The 24972-nt window shown below is 66.1% G+C and carries 23 protein-coding genes and 1 pseudogene; 13 read left to right on the forward strand and 11 right to left on the reverse strand.

The genetic code is table 11. From position 1 onward, the window contains the following. Positions 1 to 48: 48 nt before the first annotated feature. From G6N20_RS19205 to echA20, 5 genes are all read right to left on the reverse strand, one after another. On the reverse strand, positions 49 to 2070 hold the full coding sequence (locus G6N20_RS19205) for a fatty acid desaturase (RefSeq protein WP_083047225.1): 2022 nt from the start codon (positions 2068 to 2070) through the stop codon (positions 49 to 51). A gap of 30 nt (positions 2071 to 2100) precedes the next feature. Then, entirely contained in the window at positions 2101 to 3168 is a 1068-nt protein-coding gene (ipdC, locus tag G6N20_RS19210; RefSeq protein ID WP_083047223.1) for a (3aS,4S,5R,7aS)-5-hydroxy-7a-methyl-1-oxo-octahydro-1H-indene-4-carboxyl-CoA dehydrogenase, read from the reverse strand. Between the two features lie 97 nt (positions 3169 to 3265). After that, entirely contained in the window at positions 3266 to 4009 is a 744-nt protein-coding gene (ipdB, locus tag G6N20_RS19215; RefSeq protein WP_083047221.1) for a cholesterol ring-cleaving hydrolase subunit IpdB, read from the reverse strand. A gap of 2 nt (positions 4010 to 4011) precedes the next feature. Beyond that, positions 4012 to 4893: a cholesterol ring-cleaving hydrolase subunit IpdA gene (ipdA, locus tag G6N20_RS19220; RefSeq protein ID WP_083047219.1), complete on the reverse strand. Its 882-nt coding sequence runs from the start codon at positions 4891 to 4893 to the stop codon at positions 4012 to 4014. Next, positions 4890 to 5633, reverse strand: coding sequence for a (7aS)-7a-methyl-1,5-dioxo-2,3,5,6,7,7a-hexahydro-1H-indene-carboxyl-CoA hydrolase (gene echA20, locus G6N20_RS19225; RefSeq protein ID WP_083047217.1), 744 nt, complete (start codon positions 5631 to 5633; stop codon positions 4890 to 4892). Before echA20 ends, ipdA begins: the two co-directional genes overlap by 4 nt. Positions 5634 to 5700: 67 nt before the next feature. On the opposite strand from echA20, the gene G6N20_RS19230 reads away from it, so the two are divergent. Next, on the forward strand, positions 5701 to 6477 hold the full coding sequence (locus tag G6N20_RS19230) for an SDR family oxidoreductase (protein ID WP_232065379.1): 777 nt from the start codon (positions 5701 to 5703) through the stop codon (positions 6475 to 6477). Between the two features lie 20 nt (positions 6478 to 6497). Next, positions 6498 to 7403 (forward strand): SDR family oxidoreductase, encoded by a 906-nt coding sequence (locus G6N20_RS19235; RefSeq protein ID WP_083047213.1) that lies wholly within the window; start codon positions 6498 to 6500, stop codon positions 7401 to 7403. Positions 7404 to 7491: 88 nt separating this feature from the next. Here the strand turns inward: G6N20_RS19235 and ddn are convergent, their stop codons facing one another. Both ddn and G6N20_RS19245 read right to left on the reverse strand, forming a co-directional pair. Further along, positions 7492 to 7947: a deazaflavin-dependent nitroreductase Ddn gene (gene ddn, locus G6N20_RS19240; RefSeq protein ID WP_083047309.1), complete on the reverse strand. Its 456-nt coding sequence runs from the start codon at positions 7945 to 7947 to the stop codon at positions 7492 to 7494. A 456-nt stretch (positions 7948 to 8403) separates the two neighbouring features. After that, positions 8404 to 9551: pseudogene (locus G6N20_RS19245) on the reverse strand (steroid 3-ketoacyl-CoA thiolase). Between the two features lie 160 nt (positions 9552 to 9711). On the opposite strand from G6N20_RS19245, the gene G6N20_RS19250 reads away from it, so the two are divergent. From G6N20_RS19250 to G6N20_RS19275, 6 genes are read left to right on the forward strand one after another with little or no spacing between them, the layout of a single operon-like run. Then, on the forward strand, positions 9712 to 10989 hold the full coding sequence (locus G6N20_RS19250; protein ID WP_083047209.1) for a cytochrome P450: 1278 nt from the start codon (positions 9712 to 9714) through the stop codon (positions 10987 to 10989). Continuing rightward, the gene (locus G6N20_RS19255; RefSeq protein ID WP_083047207.1) at positions 10989 to 12020 is read left to right on the forward strand and encodes an acyl-CoA dehydrogenase family protein; all 1032 of its coding nucleotides are present in this window, start codon (positions 10989 to 10991) and stop codon (positions 12018 to 12020) included. Before G6N20_RS19250 ends, G6N20_RS19255 begins: the two co-directional genes overlap by 1 nt. Then, positions 12005 to 13168: an acyl-CoA dehydrogenase FadE29 gene (fadE29, locus tag G6N20_RS19260; RefSeq protein ID WP_083047205.1), complete on the forward strand. Its 1164-nt coding sequence runs from the start codon at positions 12005 to 12007 to the stop codon at positions 13166 to 13168. Before G6N20_RS19255 ends, fadE29 begins: the two co-directional genes overlap by 16 nt. Next, positions 13165 to 14109, forward strand: coding sequence for a bifunctional MaoC family dehydratase N-terminal/OB-fold nucleic acid binding domain-containing protein (locus G6N20_RS19265; protein WP_083047203.1), 945 nt, complete (start codon positions 13165 to 13167; stop codon positions 14107 to 14109). The genes fadE29 and G6N20_RS19265 overlap by 4 nt, the downstream gene beginning before the upstream one ends. Continuing rightward, positions 14106 to 14507: a MaoC family dehydratase gene (locus G6N20_RS19270; protein ID WP_083047307.1), complete on the forward strand. Its 402-nt coding sequence runs from the start codon at positions 14106 to 14108 to the stop codon at positions 14505 to 14507. Before G6N20_RS19265 ends, G6N20_RS19270 begins: the two co-directional genes overlap by 4 nt. Next, entirely contained in the window at positions 14507 to 15676 is a 1170-nt protein-coding gene (locus G6N20_RS19275) for a lipid-transfer protein (protein ID WP_083047201.1), read from the forward strand. The genes G6N20_RS19270 and G6N20_RS19275 overlap by 1 nt, the downstream gene beginning before the upstream one ends. Positions 15677 to 15691: 15 nt before the next feature. Here G6N20_RS19275 and G6N20_RS19280 read toward each other — a convergent pair whose 3' ends face one another. Genes G6N20_RS19280 through kstD form a run of 4 tightly spaced genes read right to left on the reverse strand, consistent with a single transcriptional unit; the run spans position 15692 to position 18992 of the window. Next, on the reverse strand, positions 15692 to 16123 hold the full coding sequence (locus tag G6N20_RS19280; protein WP_083047199.1) for a type II toxin-antitoxin system VapC family toxin: 432 nt from the start codon (positions 16121 to 16123) through the stop codon (positions 15692 to 15694). After that, complete coding sequence (locus tag G6N20_RS19285; RefSeq protein ID WP_232065380.1) at positions 16120 to 16422, reverse strand: ribbon-helix-helix domain-containing protein; 303 nt, start codon at positions 16420 to 16422, stop codon at positions 16120 to 16122. The genes G6N20_RS19280 and G6N20_RS19285 overlap by 4 nt, the downstream gene beginning before the upstream one ends. 13 nt (positions 16423 to 16435) lie before the next feature. Next, positions 16436 to 17299, reverse strand: coding sequence for a MaoC/PaaZ C-terminal domain-containing protein (locus G6N20_RS19290; protein WP_083047197.1), 864 nt, complete (start codon positions 17297 to 17299; stop codon positions 16436 to 16438). A 1-nt stretch (position 17300) separates the two neighbouring features. Then, a complete protein-coding gene (gene kstD, locus G6N20_RS19295) occupies positions 17301 to 18992 on the reverse strand; it encodes a 3-oxosteroid 1-dehydrogenase (RefSeq protein ID WP_083047303.1) in 1692 nt (563 codons plus the stop codon). Between the two features lie 82 nt (positions 18993 to 19074). Between kstD and G6N20_RS19300 the strand changes: the two genes are divergently transcribed. From G6N20_RS19300 to G6N20_RS19320, 5 genes are all read left to right on the forward strand, one after another. Beyond that, positions 19075 to 19860: a 2-keto-4-pentenoate hydratase gene (locus G6N20_RS19300; RefSeq protein ID WP_083047196.1), complete on the forward strand. Its 786-nt coding sequence runs from the start codon at positions 19075 to 19077 to the stop codon at positions 19858 to 19860. A 34-nt stretch (positions 19861 to 19894) separates the two neighbouring features. Next, positions 19895 to 20806 (forward strand): acetaldehyde dehydrogenase (acetylating), encoded by a 912-nt coding sequence (locus G6N20_RS19305; RefSeq protein ID WP_083047301.1) that lies wholly within the window; start codon positions 19895 to 19897, stop codon positions 20804 to 20806. Next, on the forward strand, positions 20803 to 21843 hold the full coding sequence (dmpG, locus tag G6N20_RS19310; protein WP_083047194.1) for a 4-hydroxy-2-oxovalerate aldolase: 1041 nt from the start codon (positions 20803 to 20805) through the stop codon (positions 21841 to 21843). Before G6N20_RS19305 ends, dmpG begins: the two co-directional genes overlap by 4 nt. 98 nt (positions 21844 to 21941) lie before the next feature. Next, the gene (locus G6N20_RS19315) at positions 21942 to 23690 is read left to right on the forward strand and encodes a PPE family protein (RefSeq protein ID WP_083047192.1); all 1749 of its coding nucleotides are present in this window, start codon (positions 21942 to 21944) and stop codon (positions 23688 to 23690) included. Between the two features lie 140 nt (positions 23691 to 23830). Next, positions 23831 to 24970, forward strand: a complete 1140-nt coding sequence (locus tag G6N20_RS19320) for a hypothetical protein (RefSeq protein ID WP_083047190.1) — start codon at positions 23831 to 23833, stop codon at positions 24968 to 24970. Positions 24971 to 24972: the final 2 nt, after the last annotated feature.

A 24972-nucleotide genomic window follows, 5' to 3' on the forward strand; every position in this document is an offset into this window, starting at 1 on the left:
CGCCGAACCGGCGTGTCGCGTCGCAGGATTCACATTCGGCGAACGGGATCAAGCGTCGTAATCCACCGCCACGAACGGTGTTGTCGGGTGTGACTGGCAGGTCAGGATGTAGCCAGCGTCCAGCTCTGCCCGACCTAACGCGAAGTTATGGTCCATCTCGACGTTGCCCTCGATCAGTTTGGCTCGGCAGGTGCCGCACGCGCCGCCCATGCAGGCGTAGGGCGCATCGCTGCGCAGCTGCAGCGCCCCTTCCAGAATCGAATCGCCCGGCACCAGATCGAATGTCGCCTGCTGCCCGGAGAGGGTGAAGGTGACGGTCGCCCCCTCATAGGAACGATGGGTCGCCGCGGGAGTGTCGAATCCGTAGAACAACTCCAGGTGAATACGCTCGGTGTCCACGCCGTACTCGATCAAGGTGTCGCGCACCGTGGTGGTCATGGCGAGCGGGCCGCAGATGAACCATTCGTCCACCCCGGCCGGCTGCAGGCTGGTGGTCAGCCAGGTGGTGAGCTTGTCGCGGTCGATGCGCCCGCGCAGCTCCGGGGTGTGCAACGGCTCGCTGGAGAGCACGTGCAGGATCTCCAGCCGGTCGGCATAGCGCGACTCCAGACGATCGAGTTCGGCTCGAAACATCGTCGATTCCTTGGTGCGGTTGCCATAGATCAGCGTGAACCGGCTCTCGGTCTCGATCTCCAGCGTGGTCGCCAAGATGGATAGCACCGGGGTGATCCCGCTGCCGGCCACCAGGCCCACGTAGTGCTTGCGGTGCAACGGATCCAACGGGGTGCCGAACCGGCCGGTCGGCGTCATCAGCTCGAGCACGTCGCCGGCCTTGAGCTCGTTGGCCACGAAGGTCGAAAATGCCCCGCCGGGAATGTGTTTGACGGCGATGCGCAACTGGGCGCGGGTGGCCGGGGCGCAGATCGAGTAGTTGCGACGGATGCCTTCGCCGCCCAGGTCGGTGCGCACCGTCACATGCTGGCCCGGCTCGAAACGGAAGGCGTCCCGCAGTGCTTCCGGCACCGCGAATGTCACCAGGGTGGCATCGGCGGTGATCGGGTCCACCGAGGCGACCGGGATGCGGTGCAGCACCGCGTGCGGTGAGCTGGAGCGAGCCGGCATCCGCACCGGCAGCAGCTTTGCGAGCCTGCCGTTGAGCTCCTTCCACTGCCGGTACTCGTCCGGATTCAGTTGCTGGCCGAAGACCGTGGAGATCGCGGCGTCGCGCTCCAAGTAAGCCTCCTCGTTGCGCCGCCAGGTCCGCAGGTACCGATAGAACGGCACCGACGGGTGCAGGTGGTGCACCAAGTGGTAGTTCTGCGACAGCAGCACCGGGGTGAACAGCCACTCCGCGCCCACCCGGTTGCGGGTCGCGCGGTAGCGGTTGCTGCGCTGGGTGTCCTCCAGCCCATGGTGGGGGAGCCAGTCAAACCACCAGGCCAGCACGGTGAGGCCGATGCGTTGCGGGATCAGGAAGACAACGGCGAGCGTCCAGAAGTGTCCGGTGACGATGGCAACGGTCAGGCCGGTCAGGCTCAGCGTGAGCATCACCAGGGTCTCGGCGACCTCGGCCACCGGCCGGCTACGGGCGCGGCGAAGGTAGTACTTGATGTAGAAGTACTCCACCATCGACCAGCGCAGCGGCAGCACCCACAGCGAGCCGTGCGAGGCGAAGGTGTCCGGATCCTGGTCGTCGTCGTTGGAATGACGGTGGTGCTGGATGTGGATGTACCCAAAGGCCGGGAAGGCGACCACCGGGCCGACGAACAGGAACGCCAGCCGCCCGAATAGGCCATTCACCCATCGGGTGGAGCTGATCGAGTAGTGCGACGCGTCATGCACAGCGGTGAACATGACGAACGTGACCGCGGCGTTGACCGGGATCGTCACCCAGAACGGTACCCAACCCTGGACGTACCCGGTGGTCGACAGCGCGAATGCCGTCAACGCGGCCAGGAAGATCCCCACGGTGGGCAGCGCGAGCCTGGGTACCGACTCACCCGGATCGGGCAGCGCATGGTGCACCGGGGCCTCGGGAGCCGCATGGTCTATCGCATCGATGGCAGACATAGCTGGGATAGCGTAGTCGACACGCGTCAACTACTCCACCAGCGCTGCGGCCGCCCGCAGGTGTTCGATCGCATCGTGAACGATCGATTCGATCAGTTCGGCGCACGACGGTAGATCCTCGAGAATGCCAGCCACCTGGCCCGATGCCAGCACACCCGCCTCGGTGTTGCCGTCGACCAAGCCGGCCTTGAGCAACATCGGGGTGTTCGCCGCCATCACCACCTGGGACCAGGTCAACTCCCTGCCGTGCCGCATGGCCAGGCCATCGCGGATCATCGACCGCCAGGTCATCTGCGACATCCGCTTGAACTTGGCGGCGTTGCGCACCGCCGCGGCGAAACCTCGTGCGCGCGAGCTGCTTTCCAGCTTCTGCACCAGCTCGGTGCGCAGCACCCGGTGCGGCATGCCGTCGACCCGGGTGGTGACCACGGTGCCGTCCGGGCCGGCCTCCAGGTAGCGCCGTTTGACCGCGTCGGGCACGGTGGAATCCGAGGTGAGCAGAAAGCGGGTGCCCATGGCCACCCCGGCCGCGCCGTAGCACAACGCGGCGGCCAGGCCGCGCCCGTCGAAGAAACCACCGGCGGCGATCACCGGGATGCCGCTGCCCTGGACGGCGTCCAGCACCGACGGCAACAGCAGAGTGGTGGCGACGGGCCCGGTGTGGCCGCCGCCCTCTCCACCCTGCACGATCATCGCGTCGGCGCCCCAGCTCGCGACCTTACGGGCATGTTTGGCCGCGCCGATCGACGGAATGACCACCACGCCAGCTTCTTTCAGCCGGGCGATCAATTCCGGCTTGGGTGCCAGCGCGAACGAGGCAACCCGCACGCCCTCGTGGATCATCAGCTCGACGCGGTCGCCCGCGTCGGCGGCGTCGGCGCGGAGGTTCACACCGAACGGTTTGTCGGTCGCGGCCTTGACCTTTGTGATCGCCGTCGCCAATTCGTCCAGGGTCATGGTGGCCGACGCCAGGATGCCCAGCCCGCCGGCGTTGGCGGTGGCCGTCACCAGCCGGGCGCCGGCCACCCAGCCCATCCCGGTTTGCACCACCGGGTGCTCGACGCCGACCAGCTCGGTCAGCGGCGTGCGCAGCCTCATAGCCACCGCCGACAATGCAGTGGGGGTACCACCCGCTTGCGGGGGACGAAGCGATGCGGGGGCACCTCCCGCTTGCGGGGGAGAGGAGGCGGAATAATCATGATCGTATCTCCCTGTCCCGCAATGACTTCGGATCGATTATCTCGCGGATCAGCCGCAGCTCGTCGTCGGTCGGCGGCCGGGTTTCATCCGCCTGGCCGAGGCCGTGCACCTCGAAGGAGGTGGCCTCGCGGACCTCGCCGGGTGACACGCCGGGGTGCAGGGATACCGCCCGCATGGTGTGGTCGGGTCCGCCGAAGTCGAACACGCCGAGGTTGGTCACCACCCGATGGATGTTGACGAACCGAAACGCCGGATTGTTGGGGTCGACCTTGTCGTACCCGATGCCCGAGACGATGTCGACGGCGTTCACAAAGACCCGCGTGGAGTGGTTGCCGACCCAGTAGCTGGTCGCGTGGTTGATGGTGTTGCCCGGCGAGCCGCGGACGCCGAACATCTGCCGGGTCGGCTGCTGCAGCGGTCCGAATGCCGAGATGTTCTGATTGCCATAGCGGTCAACCTGATTGGCGCCCATCACCACGTGGCGGCGTCCCCAGGCCAGCGTCTCGAACACCCGGCCAAACGGCATCCAGCCCTCGACGGCTCCCGTGTTACCCAATGCCGGGGCGTCGGCCAGCAGCCGAGCCTCGCCGTCGGTCAGCAGGATGTCCGGCGAGAACGTCAGCCGGGCCAGCCGGGCTCCGATGGCGGCCATGGTCGTCATCGGGCTGACCAGGATTTCGCCGGCGCCGCGGAACAACTCGGCGCAGGCGACCGCGCACACCTCGGCTCGGGTACACATGGTCATGCCTCCTCCCCGAAGGCGCGCACGGCGGCCTGGTAGTCGTCCTCGGTGCCGGACAGGTAGGTCCGCGCGAACCGCCGCCAGCCGTCCTCGGTCGCGGCGGCCTCGACGTAGTGCCGCTGAAATTTCTCGTCGCGTCCGTAATCCGGTGCGGCGGTGGTGAAGTGAGCACCACCGGGTGCCTCCACCACACCGTCGACCATCATCCGGTTCACCAGCAGCGCCTGCGGCGGCACGGCTTGGACCAACTCCTCGGTCGAAACGATGCGCTCCACCGAGAGGAAGCGTTTTGCGGCGGCCATCAGGAAGAGATCGTCGAAGTAGGGGTCGATGCCGGTGTATGCGGCATTGCCGTGGCCGTCACCGAGATTGAGGTGCGCGAAGGCAGCATCGAGGCGCAGTGCGGGCATGGCGATCAGCGTCTCGTAGCGACCGTTCGTCGGATACGGGCTGGTGACGGTCTGCAGCTCGCCCTCCCAGAAGTCCGGCACCGAGCTGCCCAGCCCGGCGCGGATGGGCAGGAACGGCAGCCGCTGTGCCGCCGCCTGCAGACCGCAGCGCAGCATGCCCTCGTCCATTTCCCGGGCCTCGATGGCGCCGCTGGTACGCGCCTTGGCGAACCACGGATCGTAGAACGGCGGCGAGTCCAGCGACACGAACCCGTAGTAGACCCGCTTGACCTTGCCCGCCGAGCACAGCAACCCCAGGTCGGGCCCCCCGTACGTGACCAGCGTCAGGTCGGTGACGTCCGAGCGCAGGATGGCCCGCACGAAGGCCATGGGTTTGCGGCGCGATCCCCAGCCGGCGAGGCCGATGGTCATGCCGCTGCGCAGCTGCGCCACGGCGTCGTCGAGGGTGGTGCGCTTGTCGGCGCCGCTCATGACTTCTTCACAAAGGCGTCGCGGTGCTCGTCGGCGACCCCGGCGAGGTTGAGCTCGAACGTAAAGCCCTGCTCCATCCGGTAACTCGCGTTGACCCGTTGCACGTCGATGAAGTTCAGCGCCTCCTTGGCGGCACGGATGACCCGGGTGTCCTTGGCGGCGATGTCGCGGGCCACCCGCAGCGCGGCTTCGTCCAGACGATCGCGGGACACCACCTCGTGCACCGAGCCGAAGTGATGCAGCGTCGCGGCGTCCACGGTGGCCGCGGTGAAAAACATGCGTCGCATCATGTGTTGCGGCACCAGCCGCGACAGGTGGGTGGCCGCACCGAGCGCGCCGCGTTCCACCTCGGGTAACCCGAAGGTGGCGTCGTCGGAAGCCACGATCACATCGGAGTTGCCAACCAGGCCGATGCCACCGCCGACACAGAATCCGTTCACCGCCGCGATCACCGGCACCGCGCACTCGTACACCGCGCGGAACGCGGCAAAACAGCCGCGGTTGGCATCGATCAGCGCGGTGAATCCCTTGGTCCGTTGCATCTCCTTGATGTCCACCCCGGCATTGAAGCCGCGGCCCTCGGCCCGCAGGATCACCACGCGGGTGTCGGGGTCTTCGCCGGCGCCCGTCACGGCATCGGCGAGTTCGAACCATCCTTTCGACGGGATGGCGTTGACGGGGGGGTAGTCGACGGTGACCGCGACGATGCCCGGTTCGGGGGCGGTTGACGTGATGGTCATCGAAATTCCTGGGCCGCTTCCTGTGGGAGTTTTACCTAAGCAAGCACTTGCTTGGTACGCTAGCACAGTGACCCGACCTCCAGCCGACGGCATCAATCTGGGGCTGGCCGGGCGGGTGGTCTTGGTGACCGGTGGTGTTCGCGGCGTGGGCGCCGGCATCAGTTCGGTGTTCGCCGAGCAGGGTGCGACGGTCATCACCTGTGCGCGGCGGACCGTGGCGGGCTTGCCTTATGAGTTCCATTGCTGCGACGTTCGCGACGAGCAAGCGGTCCAGCGGTTGATGGCTGCGATCCGGGAGCGGCACGGCCGCCTCGATGTGCTGGTCAACAACGCGGGTGGATCCCCGTACGTGTTGGCGGCGAACGGCACGCCGAACTTTCACCGTAAGATCATCGAACTCAATCTGCTTGCGCCGCTGTTGGTTTCGCAGCACGCCAATGCGTTGATGCAAGACCAGCGTAATGGTGGATCGATCGTCAACGTGTGCAGCGTGAGCGGCCGCCGTCCCACCCCGGGTACCGGCGCCTACGGCGCGGCCAAGGCGGGCTTGGAAAACCTCACCGCCACATTGGCGGTGGAATGGGCCCCCAAGATCCGGGTTAACGCGCTGGTGGTCGGCATGGTGGCGACCGAACAGTCCGAACTGTTCTACGGTGACGCCGAGTCGATTGCCCGAGTCGCCGCCAGCGTGCCGTTAGGCCGGCTAGCACGACCCGCCGACGTTGGTTGGGCCGCAGCGTTTCTGGCTTCCGATGTGGCCTCGTATATCAGCGGGGCCACGCTAGAGGTGCACGGCGGCGGCGAGCCGCCGCCGTATCTAGCCGCCTCAAGCGCGAACAAGTAGCAAGCAAAGGAGCGATGGGTATGGGCTTGGTTGACGGGCGGGTGGTCATCATTACCGGGGCGGGCGGCGGCATTGGCCGCGCGCACGCCCTGGCGTTCGCCGCGGAGGGTGCGCGCGTGGTGGTCAACGACATCGGTGTGGGGCTGGACGGGTCACCGGCAAGCGGCGGCAGCGCGGCGCAGGGCGTGGTCGATGAGATCACCGCGGCAGGTGGCGAAGCCGTCGCCGACGGATCCGACATCTCGAACTGGGACCAGGCGGCCAACCTGATTCAGGCCGCCGTGCAGACGTTCGGCCGGGTGGACGTCCTGGTGAACAACGCCGGCATCGTGCGCGACCGGATGATTGCCAACACCAGCGAGGAGGAGTTCGACGCCGTCATCGCCGTGCACCTCAAGGGCCATTTCGCCACCATGCGCCACGCCGCCTCGTATTGGCGCGGGCTGTCGAAAGCGGGCAAGACCGTTGACGCACGGATCATCAACACCAGTTCGGGTGCGGGCCTGCAGGGCAGCGTGGGGCAGGGCAACTATTCGGCGGCGAAGGCCGGCATTGCGGCGCTGACCCTGGTCGGCGCCGCGGAAATGGGCCGCTATGGTGTGACCGTCAACGCGATCGCACCGGCGGCGCGCACCCGCATGACCGAGACCGTCTTCGCCGAAATGATGGCCAAGCCTGACGAGGGATTCGACGCGATGGCCCCCGAGAACGTCTCGCCCTTGGTCGTCTGGTTGGGCAGCACCGAATCCCGTGATGTCACCGGCCGGGTCTTCGAGGTCGAAGGTGGCGTCATCCGGGTCGCCGAGGGCTGGGCTCATGGCCCGCAGATCGACAAGGGTGCGAAATGGGATCCCGCTGAGTTGGGGCCCGTCGTCTCCGGTCTGCTGGCCAAGTCGCGGCCGCCGGTTCCCGTTTACGGGGCCTAAACCTAACAATCCGCGCCGAGCGTGAACTCAGGGCGAGATTTCAGCCGATTTTTCGCCGTGGCTTCACGTTCGGCGAAGTTGGGATCGGTCAGGGTTCGCAGACGACGATCGGGATTGTGCGGTCGGTCCAGGATTGGTAGTCCTCGTAGCTTGGGTACATCGTGACCAACTGCGGCCAGTACTTGGCGCGCTCCTCGTCGGTCGCGTCCCGCGCGGTAAGGTCCAGCACTTCCTTTTTGATCTGCACCTGAACCTTGGGGTTGGTCTTGAGGTTGAGGTACCACATCGGGTTCCTCGCGGCGCCGCCCTTGGAGGCCGCGACGATGACCCGGTCTCCGTCGCGCAGAAAATACAGCGGGTTGACCCGCGGCTCGCCGGTCTTGCGGCCCGTGGTGGTCAGCAGGGCGACCGGAATTTTCTGGAAGGTGCCTCCCAGACCCTCCCCGTCGTTGCGGCGGTACATCCAGGTATTGACACGTGACATCCACTTGATGAGGAAATCGCTGAGCGGCGAATTCAGAAACCGTGGCGGTGATTTCGGCATGACAGTGATCATAGGGCTGCATCGTCGCCGGGCTGGGGTGAATTGCCCGGCTCCTCCTCACCCCGCTTCGCGGGCTGCATCGTCGCCGGGCTGGGGCTGAATTGCCCGGCTCCTCCTCACCCCGCTTCGCGGGCTGCATCGTCGCCGGGCTGGGGCTGAATTGCCCGGCTCCTCCTCACCCCGCTTCGCGGGCTGCATCGTCGCCGGGCTGGGATCGCCAGAGCCACAGGAGCCACTTGAGTCCCTGCGGGAGGTGATAGTGCCTTCTCAAGGCTGATGGCGCATGCGATATCACCACGCCGCGAATTGAGTGGCCGGATCCGTGATCCGCATCTGACATCGCTTTGCGGGAGCAAGTCATGGCCGGGCGTCGGTACCGGTGTGACTGCCGGGACGCGCGTGCCCGGTGGGGCCGGACCGAGCCCGGACCAGGGCCGGACCAGGGCCACACCAAGGTCAGATGCGCTCGATGATGGTGCCGGTGGACAGGGCGCCACCCGCACACATGGTGATCAGCGCGGTGTTCTGGTCGGTGCGCTCGAGTTCGTGGAGGGCGGTGGTGACTAACCGGCTGCCGGTGCAGCCCACCGGATGCCCCAGCGCGATCGCGCCACCGTTGACGTTGACCCGGTCCATGTCGGGCTGGTGTACCCGCGCCCAGGACAGCACCACGGACGCGAACGCCTCGTTGATCTCGACGATGTCGATGTCGCCGATCTTCATGCCGGCCTTCTCCAGCACCTTCGCCGTGGACTGCACCGGGCCGTCCAGGTGGTAGTAGGGCTCGGCGCCGACGAGTGCCTGGGCGACGATCCGGCCACGGCTTCGTCCATCCACAACACCGCTGCCGCGCCGTCGGAGATCTGCGAGGACGTGCCCGCGGTGTGAACGCCGCCCTCGAGCACCGGTTTCAGCTGACCCAGCCCCTCCAGGGTGGTCTCGCGCAGGCCCTGGTCCCGGGAGACCAGGTGCCGTTCGCCGGTGGGCTGATTCTGCTCGTCGAGCACCGGCGCCTCGATCGGCGAGATTTCGCGGTCAAAGCGGCCCTCGTCCCAGGCCCGCTGCGCGCGTCGCTGCGACTCGAGCCCGAAGACGTCCACGTCCTCGCGGGTGATGCCGCGCCGCTTGGCGATCCGCTCGGCGGCCTCGAACTGGTTTGGCAGGTCGATGTCCCACGACTGCGCGCGGATCAGCGAGCGGTCCGGCCCGGCGTTGGCGCCCAGCCCGACACGGCTCATCGCCTCGATGCCGCAGGCGATGCCAATGTCGATGGCGCCGATCGCGATCAACCCGGCAACCAGATGGTTGGCCTGCTGGCCGCTGCCGCACTGACAGTCGACGGTGGTGGCACCGACGTGCTCGGGCAACCCCGCCGTCAGCCATGCCACCCGGCTGATGTTGTTGGACTGCTCGCCGAACTGGGTCACGCAACCGCCGATGACCTGTTCGACGTCACCGGCTTGGAAGCCGGACTGGATGCCGGCCTTGTCGACCAGTGCCTTTTGCACCGCGCCCAACAACTCGGTGGCGTGCAGCCCCGACAGCCATCCGTTGCGTTTGCCGATGGGGCTGCGGGTGGCTTCAACGATGACCGGGTTACCCATGGGGCCAGGCTAGAACACGTTTCATTACTCTGACAAGCGAGGATGCTCGGAGTGCTTTTATCTGCGGTGAAGGCATGTTTTACTGGCATCATTGAGTCACTAGGAGAACTAGTGTCGGGGAATTCCCCAGTCAGCGAGGACTGCAGTAAGGAGTAGCAGCGTGCCCAGCCCCAACCTTCCTCCCGGGTTCGATTTCACCGACCCCGACATCTACGCCGAACGGCTGCCGGTCGAGGAATTCGCCGAGCTGAGAGCCAAAGCGCCGATCTGGTGGAACGCCCAGGCCACCGGCAAGGGCGGCGGCTTCCACGACGGCGGCTTCTGGGCGGTGACCAAACTGAAGGACGTCAAGGAGGTGTCGCTGCGCAGCGATGTGTTCTCCAGCTGGCAAAACGGCGCGATCCCGCGGTTCAACAACGACATCGCCCGCGAGGACATCGAAGTTCAGCGCAACGTCATGCTCAACATGGACGCGCCACACCACACCCGGCTGCGCAAGATCATCTCCCGCGGTTTCACGCCGCGGGCCATCGGACGGCTGCGTGCCGAGCTCGACGAGCGTGCGCAGACGATTGCCCGGGAGGCGGCGGCCGCTGGTTCCGGCGACTTCGTCGAGCAGGTGTCCTGCGAGCTGCCGTTGCAGGCGATCGCGGGTTTGCTCGGTGTGCCGCAGGAGGACCGCGGCAAGCTGTTCCACTGGTCGAACGAGATGACCGGCACCGAGGATCCGGAGTACGCCCACATCGACCCGAAGATGTCGTCGGCCGAGCTGATCGGCTATGCGATGAAGATGGCCGAAGAACGGGCCAAGAATCCCGGCGACGACATCGTCACAAAGCTGATCCAAGCCGACATCGACGGTGAGAAGCTCTCCGACGACGAGTTCGGCTTCTTCGTGGTGATGCTCGCGGTGGCAGGCAACGAGACCACCCGAAACTCGATCACGCAGGGCATGATGGCATTCGCCGACCACCCCGATCAGTGGGAGCTGTACAAGAACGAGCGTCCCGAGACCGCCGCCGACGAGATCGTCCGCTGGGCCACCCCGGTCACCTGTTTCCAGCGCACCGCCCTGGAAGACTACGAGCTGTCCGGCGTGCAAATCAAGAAGGGCCAACGGGTCCTGCTGTTTTACCGGTCGGCCAACTTCGACGAAGAGGTTTTCGGGGATCCGTTCACGTTCAACATCATGCGGAACCCCAACCCGCACGTCGGGTTCGGCGGCACCGGCGCGCATTACTGCATCGGCGCCAACCTGGCCCGGATGACCATCAACCTGATCTTCAACGCGGTGGCCGACCACATGCCGAATCTGAAGCCGATCTCGGCGCCCGAGCGACTGCGGTCGGGTTGGCTCAACGGCATCAAGCATTGGCAGGTCGACTACACCGGCGGCAATCCCGCGCAAGTCGGTGCCCGCTGCCCGGTCGCTCGGTGATGGATTTCGATCTCAGCGCCGAACAACAGGCTGTTGCCGATGTGGTCACGTCGGTGCTGCAGCGGGATAACTCCTGGGCGGCTCTGGTGGACGGGGGTGTGACGGCACTGCCCGTGCCGGAGCGGCTGGGAGGCGACGGTGTGGGCCTGCCCGAGGTGGCGACGCTGCTCACGGAGGTTGGTCGCCACGGTGCCGTCACACCGGCCCTGGCCACGCTGGGACTTGGCGTGGTGCCGTTGCTCGATCTGGCAACCGACGAGCAGCAGGACCGTTACCTCGCCGGGGTCTCCAAGGGCGCGGTGCTGACCGCGGCGCTCAACGAGCCCGGGGTGGCGTTGCCGGACCGGCCGTCGACCGCCTACCACCACGGTCGACTGTCGGGCACCAAGCTCGGTGTCGGGTATGCCGAACAAGCGGATTGGCTGATCGTGACCACCGCCGAGGCGGTCGTGGTGGTATCGCCGAAGGCCAGCGGTGTGCGACTGGTGCGCACACCGACGTCGAACGGCTCCGACGAGTACGTGGTGACCTTCGACGACGTCGCGGTTGCCGATTCCGACGTGCTGGTGGGTGCGGCGGCGCATCGGGTCAACCGGCTGGCGCTGGCGGTGATCGGCGCTTACGCCGACGGGCTGGTGGCCGGGGCGCTGCGGCTCACCGCCGACTACGTGGCCAACCGCAGGCAGTTCGGTAAACCCTTGTCGACCTTCCAGACGGTGGCGGCCCAGCTGGCCGAGGTTTATATCGCTTCGCGCACTATCGATTTGGTGGCCAAGTCGGTTATTTGGCGACTGGCCGATGGTCGCGAAGCCGACCCGCAAACCAGCCAAGACCTGGACGTCCTCGGGTACTGGCTGACGTCACAGGCGCCGCCGGCGATGCAGATCTGCCATCACCTGCATGGTGGCATGGGGATGGACGTCAGCTATCCGATGCACCGGTACTACTCCACGATCAAAGACCTGACCCGGCTGCTGGGCGGGCCTTCGCTGCGTCTTGAGCTCCTGGGAGCGCGATGTTCATCGACCTGACCCCCGAGCAGCGGCAGCTGCAGGCCGAGATACGGGAATACTTTTCGGATCTGATCTCGTTCGACGAGCGCACGGAGATGGAGAAGGACCGGCACGGCCCGGCCTACCGCGCGGTGATCCGCCGGATGGGTCGTGACGGCAAGCTGGGGGTGGGGTGGCCAAAAGAGTTTGGCGGCTTGGGCTTCGGGCCGATCGAGCAGCAGATCTTTGTCAACGAGGCTCATCGAGCCGATGTGCCGCTGCCCGCCGTGACGCTGCAGACGGTGGGTCCCACCCTGCAGGCGTACGGCAGCGAGATGCAGAAGAAGAAGTTCCTGCCGGCGATCCTGGCCGGTGAGGTCCACTTCGCGATCGGCTACACCGAGCCCGAGGCGGGGACCGATCTGGCGTCGTTGCGCACCACCGCGGTTCGTGACGGCGACCATTACATCGTCAACGGTCAGAAGGTCTTCACCACCGGCGCACATGATGCCGACTACATCTGGCTGGCCTGCCGCACCGACCCGCACGCCGTAAAACACAAGGGCATTTCGATTCTGATCGTCGACACCAAGGACCCCGGTTACTCCTGGACTCCGATCATTTTGTCCGATGGTGCCCACCACACCAATGCCACGTATTACAACGACGTGCGGGTGTCGGTCGACATGCTGGTCGGCAAGGAGAACGACGGCTGGCGGCTGATCACCACCCAGCTCAACAACGAACGGGTCATGTTGGGCCCGGCGGGCCGGTTCGCCGCCATCTACGACAGGGTGCACGCGTGGGCGTGCCAGCCGGGTGGTGACGGGGTGACCCCGATCGACCACCACGACGTCCAGCGCGCCCTGGGCGAGATCCGTTCCATCTGGCGAATCAACGAGTTGCTCAATTGGCAAGTGGCCGCCGCCGGCGAGCACATCAACGTCGCCGACGCCGCGGCAACGAAAGTGTTTGGCACCGAGCGGGTTCAGTACGTCGGGCGGCTCGCCGAGGAGATCGTCGGCAGGTACGGCAATCCCGCCGAGCCGGACACCGCCGAGCTGCTGCGCTGGCTGGACGTGCAGACCAAGCGCAACCTGGTGATCACATTCGGTGGGGGAGTGAACGAAGTCATGCGTGAGATGATCGCCGCGTCGGGTCTCAAGGTCCCCCGGGTGCCGCGATGAGCGATATCCGGGAGGGGGTCGCGCAGATCAAGGCGGCCGGACCCAGCAAGCCGCGGTTGGGCCGCGACCCGGTGAACCAGCCGATGATCAACAACTGGGTGGAGGCCATCGGCGATCGCAACCCCATCTATTGCGACGATGCGGCGGCGCGCGCCGCCGGCCATCCCGGAATCGTGGCGCCACCGGCGATGATTCAGGTGTGGACGATGATCGGCCTGGGTGGCGTCCGGGCGGAGGACGACCCGCTGCCGCCCATCATCCGGTTGTTCGACGATGCCGGTTATGTCGGTGTGGTCGCCACCAACTGCGAGCAGATCTACCACCGCTATCTGCGGCCCGGCGAGCACGTCAGCATCACCGCCGAGCTCGGTGACGTGGTGGGACCCAAGCAGACCGCGCTTGGTGAGGGCTGGTTCATCAACCAACACATCTTGTGGCAGGTCGGGGACGAGGATGTAGCCGAGATGAATTGGCGCATCCTGAAATTCAAGCCGGCGGGATCTGCTGGCTCGGTGCCGGCGGATCTGGACCCCGACGCCATGATGCGCCCAGTCTGGTCGCGGGACACCGCCTTCTTCTGGGGGGGTGTCCGGGCGCATGAGTTGCGGATCCAACGGCTTGCCGACGGCAGCCTGCGGCATCCGCCGGTACCGGTTGTGTGGCAGGACAAATCGGCACAGATCGAGTATGTGGTGTCCAGCGGTCGCGGCACGGTGTTCAGTTTCGTCGTCCATCATGCGCCGAAAGTGCCGGGCCGCTCGCTGCCGTTCGTCGTCGCGTTGGTTGAACTCGAAGAAGGTGTGCGCATGCTGGGCGAGCTGCGCAACGTCGATCCAGCCCAGGTGGAGATCGGAATGCCGGTTCGCGCAACCTATATCGACTTTCCGGCCGGGAAGGCCGGCCCGGAGTGGAGTCTGTACGCGTGGGAGCCGGACGCATGAGTAACCCTGTTGTGGAAGTGGGCACCACGCTGCCCGAGCTCCAGCTGTATGGTGACCCCACGTTTATCGTTTCGACGGCGTTGGCCACGCGCGACTTCCAGGACGTCCACCATGATCGGGACAAGGCGCAGGCCCAGGGGTCGAAGGACATTTTCGTCAACATCCTCACCGATACCGGCTTGGTGCAGCGCTACGTCACCGACTGGGCCGGGCCGTCGGCGCTGATCAAGTCGATTGGGCTTCGGTTGGGGGTACCGTGGTATGCCTACGACACGGTGACCTTCTCCGGCGAGGTGACCGCGGTCGACGATGGGTTGATCACGGTAAAGGTGTTGGGCCGCAACAGCCTTGGTGACCACGTCATCGCGACGGTGACGCTGACGATCGGGGGAGCCTAGTGTTTTCGGGCCGAGCCGCCATCGTCGGCATAGGCGCCACCGATTTCTCCAAGGACTCCGGCCGCAGCGAGCTGCGGCTGGCGGCGGAGGCGGTGCTGGACGCGCTCGACGACGCCGGCTTGAGCCCGACCGACGTCGACGGGTTGACCACGTTCACGATGGACACCAACACCGAAATCGCCGTCGCACGTGCCACCGGCATCGGCGAGCTGACGTTCTTCTCCAAGATCCACTACGGCGGCGGCGCCGCCTGCGCGACCGTCCAGCATGCGGCGATGGCCGTGGCCACCGGGGCCGCCGACGTGGTGGTGGCGTATCGGGCATTCAACGAGCGCTCCGGGATGCGGTTCGGTCAGGTGCAGGCGCGGCTGGCCGGAAGTGCCGACGCTCAGGCTGATTCAACAGCTGTCGACAATTCGTTCTCGTATCCGCACGGGCTTTCGACCCCGGCGGCGCAGGTCGCCATGATCGCCAGGCGGTACATGCACCTGTCCGGCGCGACCAGCCGGGACTTTGGCGCGGTGTCGGTGGCCGACCGCAAGCACGCCGCCAACAACCCCATGGCGTACTTCTACGGCAAGCCGATAACCATTGAGGACCACCAGAATTCGCGGTGGATCGCCGAGCCGTTGCGACTGCTGGACTGTTGCCAGGAGACGGACGGCGCGGTCGCGATCGTGGTGACCTCGGCTGCGCGCGGGCGTGACCTGAAACAGCGGCCGGTGATCATCGAGGCGGCGGCGCAGGGGTCGAGCCCCGACCAGTACACGATGGCCAGCTACTACCGGCCGGAGCTGGGGCTGCCGGAGATGGGTCTGGTGGGTCGGCAGCTGTGGGCGCAGTCGGGGTTGACGCCGACCGACATCCAGACCGCGGTGTTGTACGACCATTTCACCCCGTTCACCCTGATTCAGTTGGAGGAGTTGGGATTTTGCGGCCGGGGCGAGGCCAAGGACTTCATCGCCGACGGCGCGATCGAGGTAGGCGGGCGGCTGCCGATCAACACGCATGGCGGTCAACTCGGGGAGGCCTACATCCACGGCATGAACGGCATCGCCGAGGGGGTGCGGCAGTTGCGCGGCACCTCGGTGAACCCGGTGCCCGGCGTCGAACACGTGCTGGTCACCGCGGGGACGGGGGTGCCCACCTCGGGGCTGATCTTGGGTTAGGGTCAGGGATTGCGGCTACGTTTGTAGCGGATCGACCCAGCGCACCCCAGAGAATCGGCTGAAATCGATATCGGTGGAACACAGTTCGGCGCCGTGCTCGAGCGACAAGGCCGCCAGATGGGCATCGCTGGTTAGATTTCCCGCCGTACCAAACGGAGCGAGCAGCCCGCGCAGGACGACCGCGTGGCGATCCGTCGGATGGACGACCGTTACACACGGTTGCTCCAGCCATCCGTCAACGATGTCGAAGGACTCGTCGACCGTCAACGGCCGCTCAAACACCGTCGCGCGCGTCGATAGCCGGACGAATCCGACGAGGACGTGCCACGGGAAAGCGACGGTTGCCGAACCGGACAAGGTTTCTTCAAGCCAACCGCGTGCCGCCCCATGACGGGGTGACGACTCGTCGATCGCATAGATGAGGATATTGAGATCGAGCAGTCTCATTTGCGAAGCGCAAGCTTGCGCAAGACCTCTGCGTCTTCGTCCGCCGCGGCCAATGCCAACGCCTTGTCGATGTCGAATCCCGCCCGCAGTCCCAGGTCGCGACTCGGCGTGTGGTAGCGCCGCCCGGTGGGCTCGCCACTTAAGCCGCGCCGCACCGCATCGTTCAACACGGCTTTGAAGGACGTTCCCCGCTCGCGGGCTGTGCGCCGCAGCGCCGCGACAACATCGGGGTCCAGCGTCACGGTGGTTCTCATGGTGCAATCATAGCGGTGGTGTGCAATCATGGCAGCATAGAGCATGCTGTCATGATGCCTACGTTACCGCGATCAGCTCGACGCCGCTGAGCACGGTGGCGTTGTCGCGCGCCGGCGCGACAACGCTGGCCAGCACGCGACCGTCGCCGTGCCACATGTTGACCGTGAGCGTTTCGCCGGGGAAGGCCACGCCGGCAAAGCGTGCGCCGTAGGCGGCCACGGCCGTGGCGTCCCCGTCCAGCACCGCATCGACGATGGCCTTGCAGGTCATGCCGTAGGTGCACAGGCCGTGCAGGATCGGGCGGGGAAAGCCGGCGGCGGCGGCGAATTCGGGGTCGGAATGCAGCGGGTTGCGGTCGCCGCAGAGCCGGTACAGCAGCGCCTGCTGCGGCAACAGCGGCATGGCGATCTCAAGATCGGGTGCGCGGTCCGGCGCCGCGTCCCTACCCGACGGGCCACGCTCGCCGCCGAATCCGCCCTCGCCGCGGGCGAATATCGATCGCCGCTGCGTCCACAGCAGCGCGCCGTCGGGTGCGGTCACCGTGGTCTCGCTGCAGATCACCGCGGCCTTGCCCTTGTCCCAGATGTCGGTGAACCGGGTGACCGAACGGCCCACGCCCGACGGGGGCAGCGGCGCGGGCGCTTCCACCCGCTCGCTGGCGTGCAACACCTTGCTCAGCTCGATGTCGATGCCGGGAAACCGCACCGTCGGCGGCTCGGTGGCGTGAAAGGTGGCGGCCACGTTGCCGAACGTCGGCAGCACCTGCGGCGTGTCGTCGGCCAGGTAGCGCAGCTCGCGAGGATCCACTGGATCGGCACCGGCGCCCAAACCCAGGTGGTAGAGCTGAACGTCGGTGCTGGACCAGGAGAATTCGACGGGATCTAGCTCCGCGGACAGCGCGACGTCGATGTCGATGGGCATCTTAGGCTTGTCCCGCGATGTGCAATGCGGCCAGGTATCCGAACGTCATTGCCGGCCCAATGGTGCCGCCCGGCCCGGGATAGGTGTGGCCCATCACCGGGGCACTGACATTGCCTGCGGCATACAGGCCTTCGATGATGCTCCCGTCGTCGCGCAGCGCGCGGCCGTGGATGTCGGTGCGGATGCCGCCCTTGGTGCCCAGGTCGCCGGGCACCATTTTGGCGGCATAGTACGGCGGGTGACTGATCTCGCCGAGGTTGGGATTGGGCTTGTTGGTCGGGTCGCCGTAGTACCTGTCGTAGGCGCTTTCGCCGCGGTGGTAGTCCTCGTCAACGCCTGAACGAGCAAACATGTTGAACCGCTTCACAGTCGAGTCGAATTCGTCGGCCGGCAGGCCAGCCTTGGCGGCCAGCTCCTCAAGTGTGTCGGCCTGGACGATTACGCCAGATTCCATCCATTTGCGCGGAATGCGTTGCCCTGGTTGTAGTCCCGCGAAGATGTAGCGCTCTCGATATCGCTGGTCGAACACCAGCCATGCCGGAATGTTTTCGCCCGGCCCGGGGCCCTGGCCGTGTTCTCCGCCGTACATGCGGTGGCAGGCTTCGACGTAGGGCATCGATTCGTTCATGAAACGCCTGCCCGACATGTTGACGATGATTGACCCCGGCGAATTGCGCTCGGACAGCGCGAACCACGGCGCGCCCACCAGCGGCACCGTCGGGCCCCACCAGGCATCCTCCATCAGATCCAGCGCGGCGCCCAGCTTTTCGCTGGCGATGATGCCGTCACCGGTATTGGCCACCGCGCCCACGGTCCACTCGGTGGTGATCGGGGCGCGCTGGTATTTCACCCGCATCTGCTCGTTGTGTTCGAATCCGCCGCAGGCGAGGATTACGCCTCGTCTGGCCCGGATCAGGTGCGGTTCAACCGATTCCGAGACGTTGGTGTCACGGACATAGACCCCGCGCACGACGCCGTCCTCGACGTAGAGGTCGGTGAGCGCGGTGTTCAGCAGCACCGGGACACCGGCCCGCTGCAGCCCGATCCGCAGCGGGCCGATCAGGGCTCGGCCCATTCCGACCAGGTTTTTGCCGGTTGCCTTTGCCCACATCGTGCGGGCGCCGACCCTCAGGCTGCGCAGCACACCCCGCGGGTGCCGCCTGAGCTGATTCAGGCGCACGTAATCTTGTTGCATCACGACCACATTGAGTGGAACCTTGCCATAAGGTGGTTCCAGCCCGGCCTCGTCGGGACCGAGCTTGCGGGCGTTGAACGGCTTGGGCTCGATCGAACGGCCGCCGGCGCGGCCGCCGGGCGCCTCCGGGTAGTAGTCGGAATAACCCGGCACCCAGCACATCTTCAGCGGCGTGTGCTTCAGCACGAACGACAGCATTTCGGGCCCGCGGTCGAGGTAGGCGTCGATGCGCTCGGGCTCGACGCCGCTGGTCGAGGGGTCGACGATGCCGTGCAGATAGGTGCGCGCCGCCTCGGGGGTGTCGCGCACCCCGGCGCGCTGGAGGACCTCGTTGTTGGGGATCCAGACGCCGCCGCCCGAGCGGGCGGTGGAGCCGCCGTAGTGCGGCGCCTTCTCGACGACTACTGTCGAAAGACCTTGGTGTGCGGCGGTAAGGGCAGCGACCATGCCGGCGCCGCCGCTCCCGACCACGACGACGTCGTAGCCCTGTGCTGTCATGTAGAACACGTTATAGAATTGCCCGGGCTAGCCGCTACCGGCCCGGTCACCATGATCCCGGAACGACGAGGGGACTTCGGCAATGCTCACTGTTGCGACCCGTCAGCAGCTGGCCGCGGACTTGGCCCAAGCCGAACGCAGCCGTGAGCCGATCGGTCAACTGACCGCCGCTCACCCCGATATCGACGTCGTCGACGCCTACGAGATCCAATTGATCAACATCCGGCAGCGGGTGGCCGAAGGTGCCCGCGTGGTGGGTCACAAGGTCGGGCTGTCGTCGCCGATCATGCAGCAGATGATGGGCGTGGCCGAACCAGACTATGGGCATCTGCTGGACGACATGCAGGTGTTCGAAGACACCCCGGTCAAGGCGTCCCGGTACCTGTCTCCGCGGGTCGAGGTCGAGGTGGGCTTCATCCTGGCCGCCGACCTGCCGGGAGCAGGCTGCGGCGAGGACGACGTGCTGGCGGCTACCGAGGCCCTGGTGCCTGCCATCGAGCTGATCGACACCAGGATCAAGGATTGGCAGATCAAGATCTGCGACACCATTGCCGACAATGCCTCGGCGGCGGGCTTCGTGCTGGGCACGACGCGGGTGGCGCCGGGCGATGTCGACATCACGGCGATCGACGCGGTGCTGACCCGCAACGGTGAGGTGGTCGCCGAGGGCCGCAGCGACGCGGTGTTGGGCAATCCGGCCACCGCGGTGGCCTGGTTGGCCCGCAAGGTCGAAAGTTTCGGGGTGCGGCTGAAGGCCGGTGACATCGTGCTACCCGGATCGTGCACGTTTGCGGTCGAGGTGCGTGCCGGCGACGAGTTCGTCGCCACGTTCGACGGACTGGGGTCCGTGCGGTTGACTTTCGAATAGTGTCGAATTGGCTTGAATATCAGGAGTTGTGAACATGCCGTCTAAGGCAACTGTGGCCATTGTCGGGTCCGGAAATATCAGCACCGATCTGCTCTACAAGCTGCTGCGGTCGGATTGGCTGGAACCACGCTGGATGGTGGGGATCGACCCGGACAGCGAGGGCTTGGCGCGCGCGGCCAAGCTGGGATTGGAAACCACCCACGAGGGGGTGGACTGGCTGCTGGCGCAGCCCGAGAAACCCGACCTGGTGTTCGAGGCCACCAGCGCCTATGTGCACAAGGCGGCGGCGCCGAAGTACGCCGAGGCCGGGATCCGGGCCGTCGACCTGACGCCGGCCGCGGTGGGCCCGGCGGTGATCCCCCCGGCCAACCTGCGCGAGCACCTGGACGCTCCGAACGTGAACATGATCACCTGCGGCGGACAGGCGACCATACCGATCGTCTACGCGGTGTCTCGGGTCGTCGAGGTGCCCTACGCCGAGATCGTCGCGTCGGTGGCCTCGGTGTCGGCGGGGCCGGGCACACGGGCCAACATCGACGAGTTCACCAAGACCACGGCGCGCGGTGTGCAGACCATCGGCGGGGCCGCGCGCGGCAAGGCGATCATCATCTTGAACCCGGCCGAGCCGCCGATGATCATGCGCGACACCATCTTCTGCGCCATCCCCGAGGACGCCGACCGCGACGCGATCGCCGCCTCCATCCACGACGTCGTCAAAGAGGTGCAGACCTACGTGCCTGGATACCGGCTGCTCAACGAACCGCAGTTCGACGAGCCGTCGATCAACTCGGGCGGGCAGGCGCTGGTCACCACGTTCGTCGAGGTTGAGGGCGCCGGGGATTACCTGCCGCCCTATGCGGGCAACCTGGACATCATGACCGCGGCGGCCACCAAGGTGGGCGAGGAGATCGCCAAGGAGACGCTGGTTGTAGGAGGAGCGCGATGACCGATATGTGGGACGTCCGCATCACGGACACCTCGCTGCGGGATGGGTCACACCACAAACGCCACCAGTTCACCAAGGACGAGGTCGCCGCGATCGTGGCCGCCCTGGACGCGGCGGGGGTGCCGGTGATCGAGGTGACGCACGGCGACGGCCTCGGTGGCTCGTCGTTCAACTACGGCTTTTCCAAGACCCCCGAGCAGGAACTGATCAAGCTGGCCGCGCTGACCGCCAAAGAGGCCAGGGTCGCGTTTTTGATGCTGCCCGGGGTGGGCACCAAGGACGACATCAAAGAGGCGCAGGACAATGGCGGGTCCATTTGCCGGATCGCTACCCATTGCACCGAGGCCGACGTGTCGATTCAGCATTTCGGCCTGGCCCGCGAGTTGGGGTTAGAAACCGTCGGGTTTTTGATGATGGCTCACACCATTACACCGGAGAAGCTGGCCGCGCAGGCCCGCATCATGGCCGACGCCGGGTGCCAATGCGTCTACGTCGTCGACTCGGCCGGTGCTCTGGTGCTCGACGGTGTGGCCGACCGGGTGTCGGCGCTGGTCGCCGAACTCGGCGAGGACGCCCAGGTGGGTTTTCATGGGCACGAAAACCTCGGACTCGGGGTGGCCAATTCGGTGGCGGCGGTGCGCGCGGGTGCCAAGCAGATCGACGGGTCCTGCCGGCGTTTCGGCGCCGGAGCGGGCAACGCGCCGGTCGAGGCGCTGATCGGGGTGTTCGACAAGATCGGCGTCAAGACCGGCATTGATTTCTTCGACATCGCCGACGCCGCCGAGGACGTGGTGCGCCCGGCGATGCCGGCCGAATGTCTGCTTGACCGCAACGCGTTGATCATGGGGTATTCCGGGGTGTACTCCAGCTTCCTCAAGCACGCCGTTCGCCAGGCCGAGCGCTACGGTGTGCCGGCGTCGGCGTTGTTGCACCGGGCCGGTCAGCGCAAGCTCATCGGCGGGCAGGAAGACCAGCTCATCGACATCGCCCTGGAAATCAAACGCGAGCTGGATAGCGGTGCGGCCGTAACTCATTGACGACACCGCTGGTTCGCGGATTTCACGGAAACGCAGATGGTCCGACCCGGTTTGTCCTACGGTTTTGACTGATTGTCAGGTCGGGAAGGGACGGGGTCATGAACTATGCGGTATTGCCGCCGGAGCTTAATTCGTTGCGGATGTTCACGGGTGCAGGTTCGGCGCCGATGTTGGCGGCGGCGGCGGCCTGGGACGGGCTGGCCGCAGAGTTGGGGTCCGCGGCGGATTCGTTTGCGTCGGTGACCTCGGGCTTGGCAAGTCAGGCGTGGCAGGGGCCGGCGGCGGCGGCGATGGCGGCGGCGGCGGCACCGTATGCGGGATGGTTGAGCGCTGCGGCGGCCCGGGCCGCGGGGGCGGCGGCCCAGGCCAAAGCGGTGGCCAGCGCGTTTGAGGCGGCACGGGCGGCGACGGTGCACCCTTTGGTGGTGGCGGCCAACCGCAGTGCGTTTGCGCAGTTGGTGATGTCGAATTGGTTCGGGCTGAACGCGCCGCTGATTGCGGCCGTTGAGGGCGCCTACGAACAGATGTGGGCCGCGGATGTGGCCGCGATGGTGGGCTACCACTCCGGGGCCTCGGCGGCGGCCGAGCAGTTGGTGCCCTTTCAGCAGGCGCTGCAGCAGCTGCCGAACCTGGGTATCGGCAATATCGGCAACGCCAACCTGGGCGGCGGCAACACCGGCGACCTGAACACCGGCAACGGCAACATCGGCAACACGAACCTGGGTAGCGGGAACCGGGGTGACGCGAACCTGGGCAGCGGCAACATCGGCAACTCCAACGTGGGCGGCGGCAACTTCGGCAGCGGCAACTTCGGCAGCGGCAACGGGAGGGCGGGACTTCCAGGCAGCGGGAACGTCGGCAACGGGAACCTCGGCAACAGCAACCTGGGCAGCGGCAATACCGGCAACGCCAACGTCGGTTTCGGGAATACCGGCAACAACAACGTCGGCACCGGAAACGCCGGCAGCGGCAACATCGGCGCCGGGAACACAGGCAGCAGCAACTGGGGCTTCGGCAACAACGGCATTGGCAACATCGGTTTCGGCAACACCGGCAACGGCAACATCGGCTTCGGGCTCACCGGCAACAACCAGGTGGGCTTCGGTGGGCTGAACTCGGGCAGCGGAAACATCGGCTTGTTCAACTCGGGCACCAACAACGTCGGTTTCTTCAACTCCGGCAACGGCAACCTGGGTATCAGCAACTCCAGCGACGCGAATGTGGGCATCGGAAACTCGGGGGCCACCGTGGGCCCGTTCGTGGCGGGCCATAACAGCGGCTTCGGGAACTCGGGTTCGCTCAACACGGGCATGGGAAACGCCGGGGGCGTGAATACCGGTTTCGGAAACGGCGGCGCAATAAACCTCGGCTTCGGGAACTCGGGCCAGTTGAATGCGGGCAGCTTCAACGCGGGCAGCACCAACACGGGCAACTTCAACTCCGGACAAGGCAATACCGGTGATTTCAACGCCGGCGTCAGAAATACCGGCTGGTCAAACTCGGGCGTCACTAACACCGGCGCCTTCAACGCGGGTTCGCTCAACACCGGGTTCGGCGCCGTCGGCACCGGCCCCGGCCCGAACTCGGGTTTCGGCAACGCCGGCACGAACAACTCGGGCTTTTTCAACACGGGCGTTGGCAGCTCGGGGTTCCAGAATGGGGGCAGCAACAACTCGGGCCTGCAAAACGCGGTCGGCACCGTCATCGCGGCGGGTTTCGGAAACACCGGCACCCAAACGGTGGGTATCGCAAACTCGGGCGTCTTAAACTCCGGATTCTTCAACTCGGGTATCAACAACTCGGGCGGCTTTAACCAGACGGACAATCGGTCCGGCTTCGGGAACTGAGGTCCGCTGCGGCCGCCGGTGCCGTACGACCGGCCGGCAGGGTGTGAGGTGAGCGGGCTTCGTCTTCAATCGCCATGAACGCCACGCGTGCGGTTGTTCGCCATTGACGCAAAACAGGAACACGTTCTAGCGTCGAGAGCGTGTTCGCTGGTCCCGTTTCTGGCCCGTTCACCGAGGCGATCGCCGAGGCCGAGCGATTGGTGGCCGCCGCGCCGCACATCGAGACCGAAGCCGACCTGCTGGAAGGGCTGCAGTACCTGGCCGGCTGCATCGCCGGTTGCCTGCACCTGGCCTTCGACTACGAACGTGACCACCCTTTCTTACTGTCGGGAACCGGGCCGTTCACCAAGATGGGCCTGGACAACCCCGACACCCTCTACTTCGGCACCCGGGTGCAGGCCGACCGGGACTACGTGGTCAGCGGCAGGCGCGGTACCACCACCGACCTGAGTTTTCAGTTGCTCGGTGGCGAATACACCGACGACCAGGTGCCCGTCAGCCAGGCCGCGTTTGACGACCGGGAACTCGACATCGCCGCCGACGGCAGTTTCGAGTGGCGGCTGCGGCCGACCAGTCCCGGCCAACTGGTGATCCGCGAGGTGTACGGTGACTGGTCGCAACAGCGTGGCACGGTGACCATCGCCAGGCTGGACACCGCGGGCACCGCGCCAGGGCCGTTGACCCGTGAGACCATCGAAAAGCGTTATGCCGCAGCCGCAAAGCAACTGGTGAACCGGGTGAAGACGTGGCTGCGGTTTCCGCAGTGGTTTTATCTCAACATCCCGGTCAACACCATGGTGGCGCCTCGGCTGACTCCGGGGGGCCTGGCAACCCAGTACTCGTCGGCCGGTCATTTCGAGTTGCGGCCGGACCAGGCGCTGGTGATCACGGTGCCCGTCAGTGATGCCCCCTACCTGGGATTCCAGCTGGGCAGCAGGTGGTACATCTCGCTGGACTACATCAACCATCAGACATCGCTGAATAACACCCAGGCCCAAGCGGATCCGGACGGCATGGTGCGCATCGTGGTCGCCGATCGGAACCCGGGTGTGGCCAACTGGGTGGAAACACTGGGCCATCGGCGCGGCTTCCTGCAGTTTCGCTGGCAGCGGGTATCCCGTGAGCTGTCCGAGGCCGACGGGCCCACCGTCGAACTGGTCGACTTCGACACGATCCCGGCCGCACTGCCGTATTTTCAGCGCAACAAGATCTCCGATGAGGATTGGCGCGCGCGAATCGCTTTGCGCCAGCAGCAGATTGCGGCCAGGATGCTGGGGTGACG

Source organism: Mycobacterium shinjukuense, from assembly GCF_010730055.1.
Taxonomy (GTDB): domain Bacteria; phylum Actinomycetota; class Actinomycetes; order Mycobacteriales; family Mycobacteriaceae; genus Mycobacterium; species Mycobacterium shinjukuense.

Excerpts from the sequence above, each read along its gene's own strand:
- G6N20_RS19205 (WP_083047225.1), bottom strand. The coding sequence starts at position 2,070 with ATGTCTGCCATCGATGCGATAGACCATGCGGCTCCCGAGGCCCCGGTG.
- ipdC (WP_083047223.1), bottom strand. The coding sequence starts at position 3,168 with ATGAGGCTGCGCACGCCGCTGACCGAGCTGGTCGGCGTCGAGCACCCG.
- ipdB (WP_083047221.1), bottom strand. The coding sequence starts at position 4,009 with ATGTGTACCCGAGCCGAGGTGTGCGCGGTCGCCTGCGCCGAGTTGTTC.
- ipdA (WP_083047219.1), bottom strand. The coding sequence starts at position 4,893 with ATGAGCGGCGCCGACAAGCGCACCACCCTCGACGACGCCGTGGCGCAG.
- echA20 (WP_083047217.1), bottom strand. The coding sequence starts at position 5,633 with ATGACCATCACGTCAACCGCCCCCGAACCGGGCATCGTCGCGGTCACC.
- G6N20_RS19235 (WP_083047213.1), top strand. The coding sequence starts at position 6,498 with ATGGGCTTGGTTGACGGGCGGGTGGTCATCATTACCGGGGCGGGCGGC.
- ddn (WP_083047309.1), bottom strand. The coding sequence starts at position 7,947 with ATGCCGAAATCACCGCCACGGTTTCTGAATTCGCCGCTCAGCGATTTC.
- G6N20_RS19255 (WP_083047207.1), top strand. The coding sequence starts at position 10,989 with ATGGATTTCGATCTCAGCGCCGAACAACAGGCTGTTGCCGATGTGGTC.
- fadE29 (WP_083047205.1), top strand. The coding sequence starts at position 12,005 with ATGTTCATCGACCTGACCCCCGAGCAGCGGCAGCTGCAGGCCGAGATA.
- G6N20_RS19265 (WP_083047203.1), top strand. The coding sequence starts at position 13,165 with ATGAGCGATATCCGGGAGGGGGTCGCGCAGATCAAGGCGGCCGGACCC.
- G6N20_RS19270 (WP_083047307.1), top strand. The coding sequence starts at position 14,106 with ATGAGTAACCCTGTTGTGGAAGTGGGCACCACGCTGCCCGAGCTCCAG.
- G6N20_RS19280 (WP_083047199.1), bottom strand. The coding sequence starts at position 16,123 with ATGAGACTGCTCGATCTCAATATCCTCATCTATGCGATCGACGAGTCG.
- G6N20_RS19285 (WP_232065380.1), bottom strand. The coding sequence starts at position 16,422 with ATGCTCTATGCTGCCATGATTGCACACCACCGCTATGATTGCACCATG.
- G6N20_RS19290 (WP_083047197.1), bottom strand. The coding sequence starts at position 17,299 with ATGCCCATCGACATCGACGTCGCGCTGTCCGCGGAGCTAGATCCCGTC.
- kstD (WP_083047303.1), bottom strand. The coding sequence starts at position 18,992 with ATGACAGCACAGGGCTACGACGTCGTCGTGGTCGGGAGCGGCGGCGCC.
- G6N20_RS19300 (WP_083047196.1), top strand. The coding sequence starts at position 19,075 with ATGCTCACTGTTGCGACCCGTCAGCAGCTGGCCGCGGACTTGGCCCAA.
- G6N20_RS19305 (WP_083047301.1), top strand. The coding sequence starts at position 19,895 with ATGCCGTCTAAGGCAACTGTGGCCATTGTCGGGTCCGGAAATATCAGC.
- dmpG (WP_083047194.1), top strand. The coding sequence starts at position 20,803 with ATGACCGATATGTGGGACGTCCGCATCACGGACACCTCGCTGCGGGAT.
- G6N20_RS19315 (WP_083047192.1), top strand. The coding sequence starts at position 21,942 with ATGAACTATGCGGTATTGCCGCCGGAGCTTAATTCGTTGCGGATGTTC.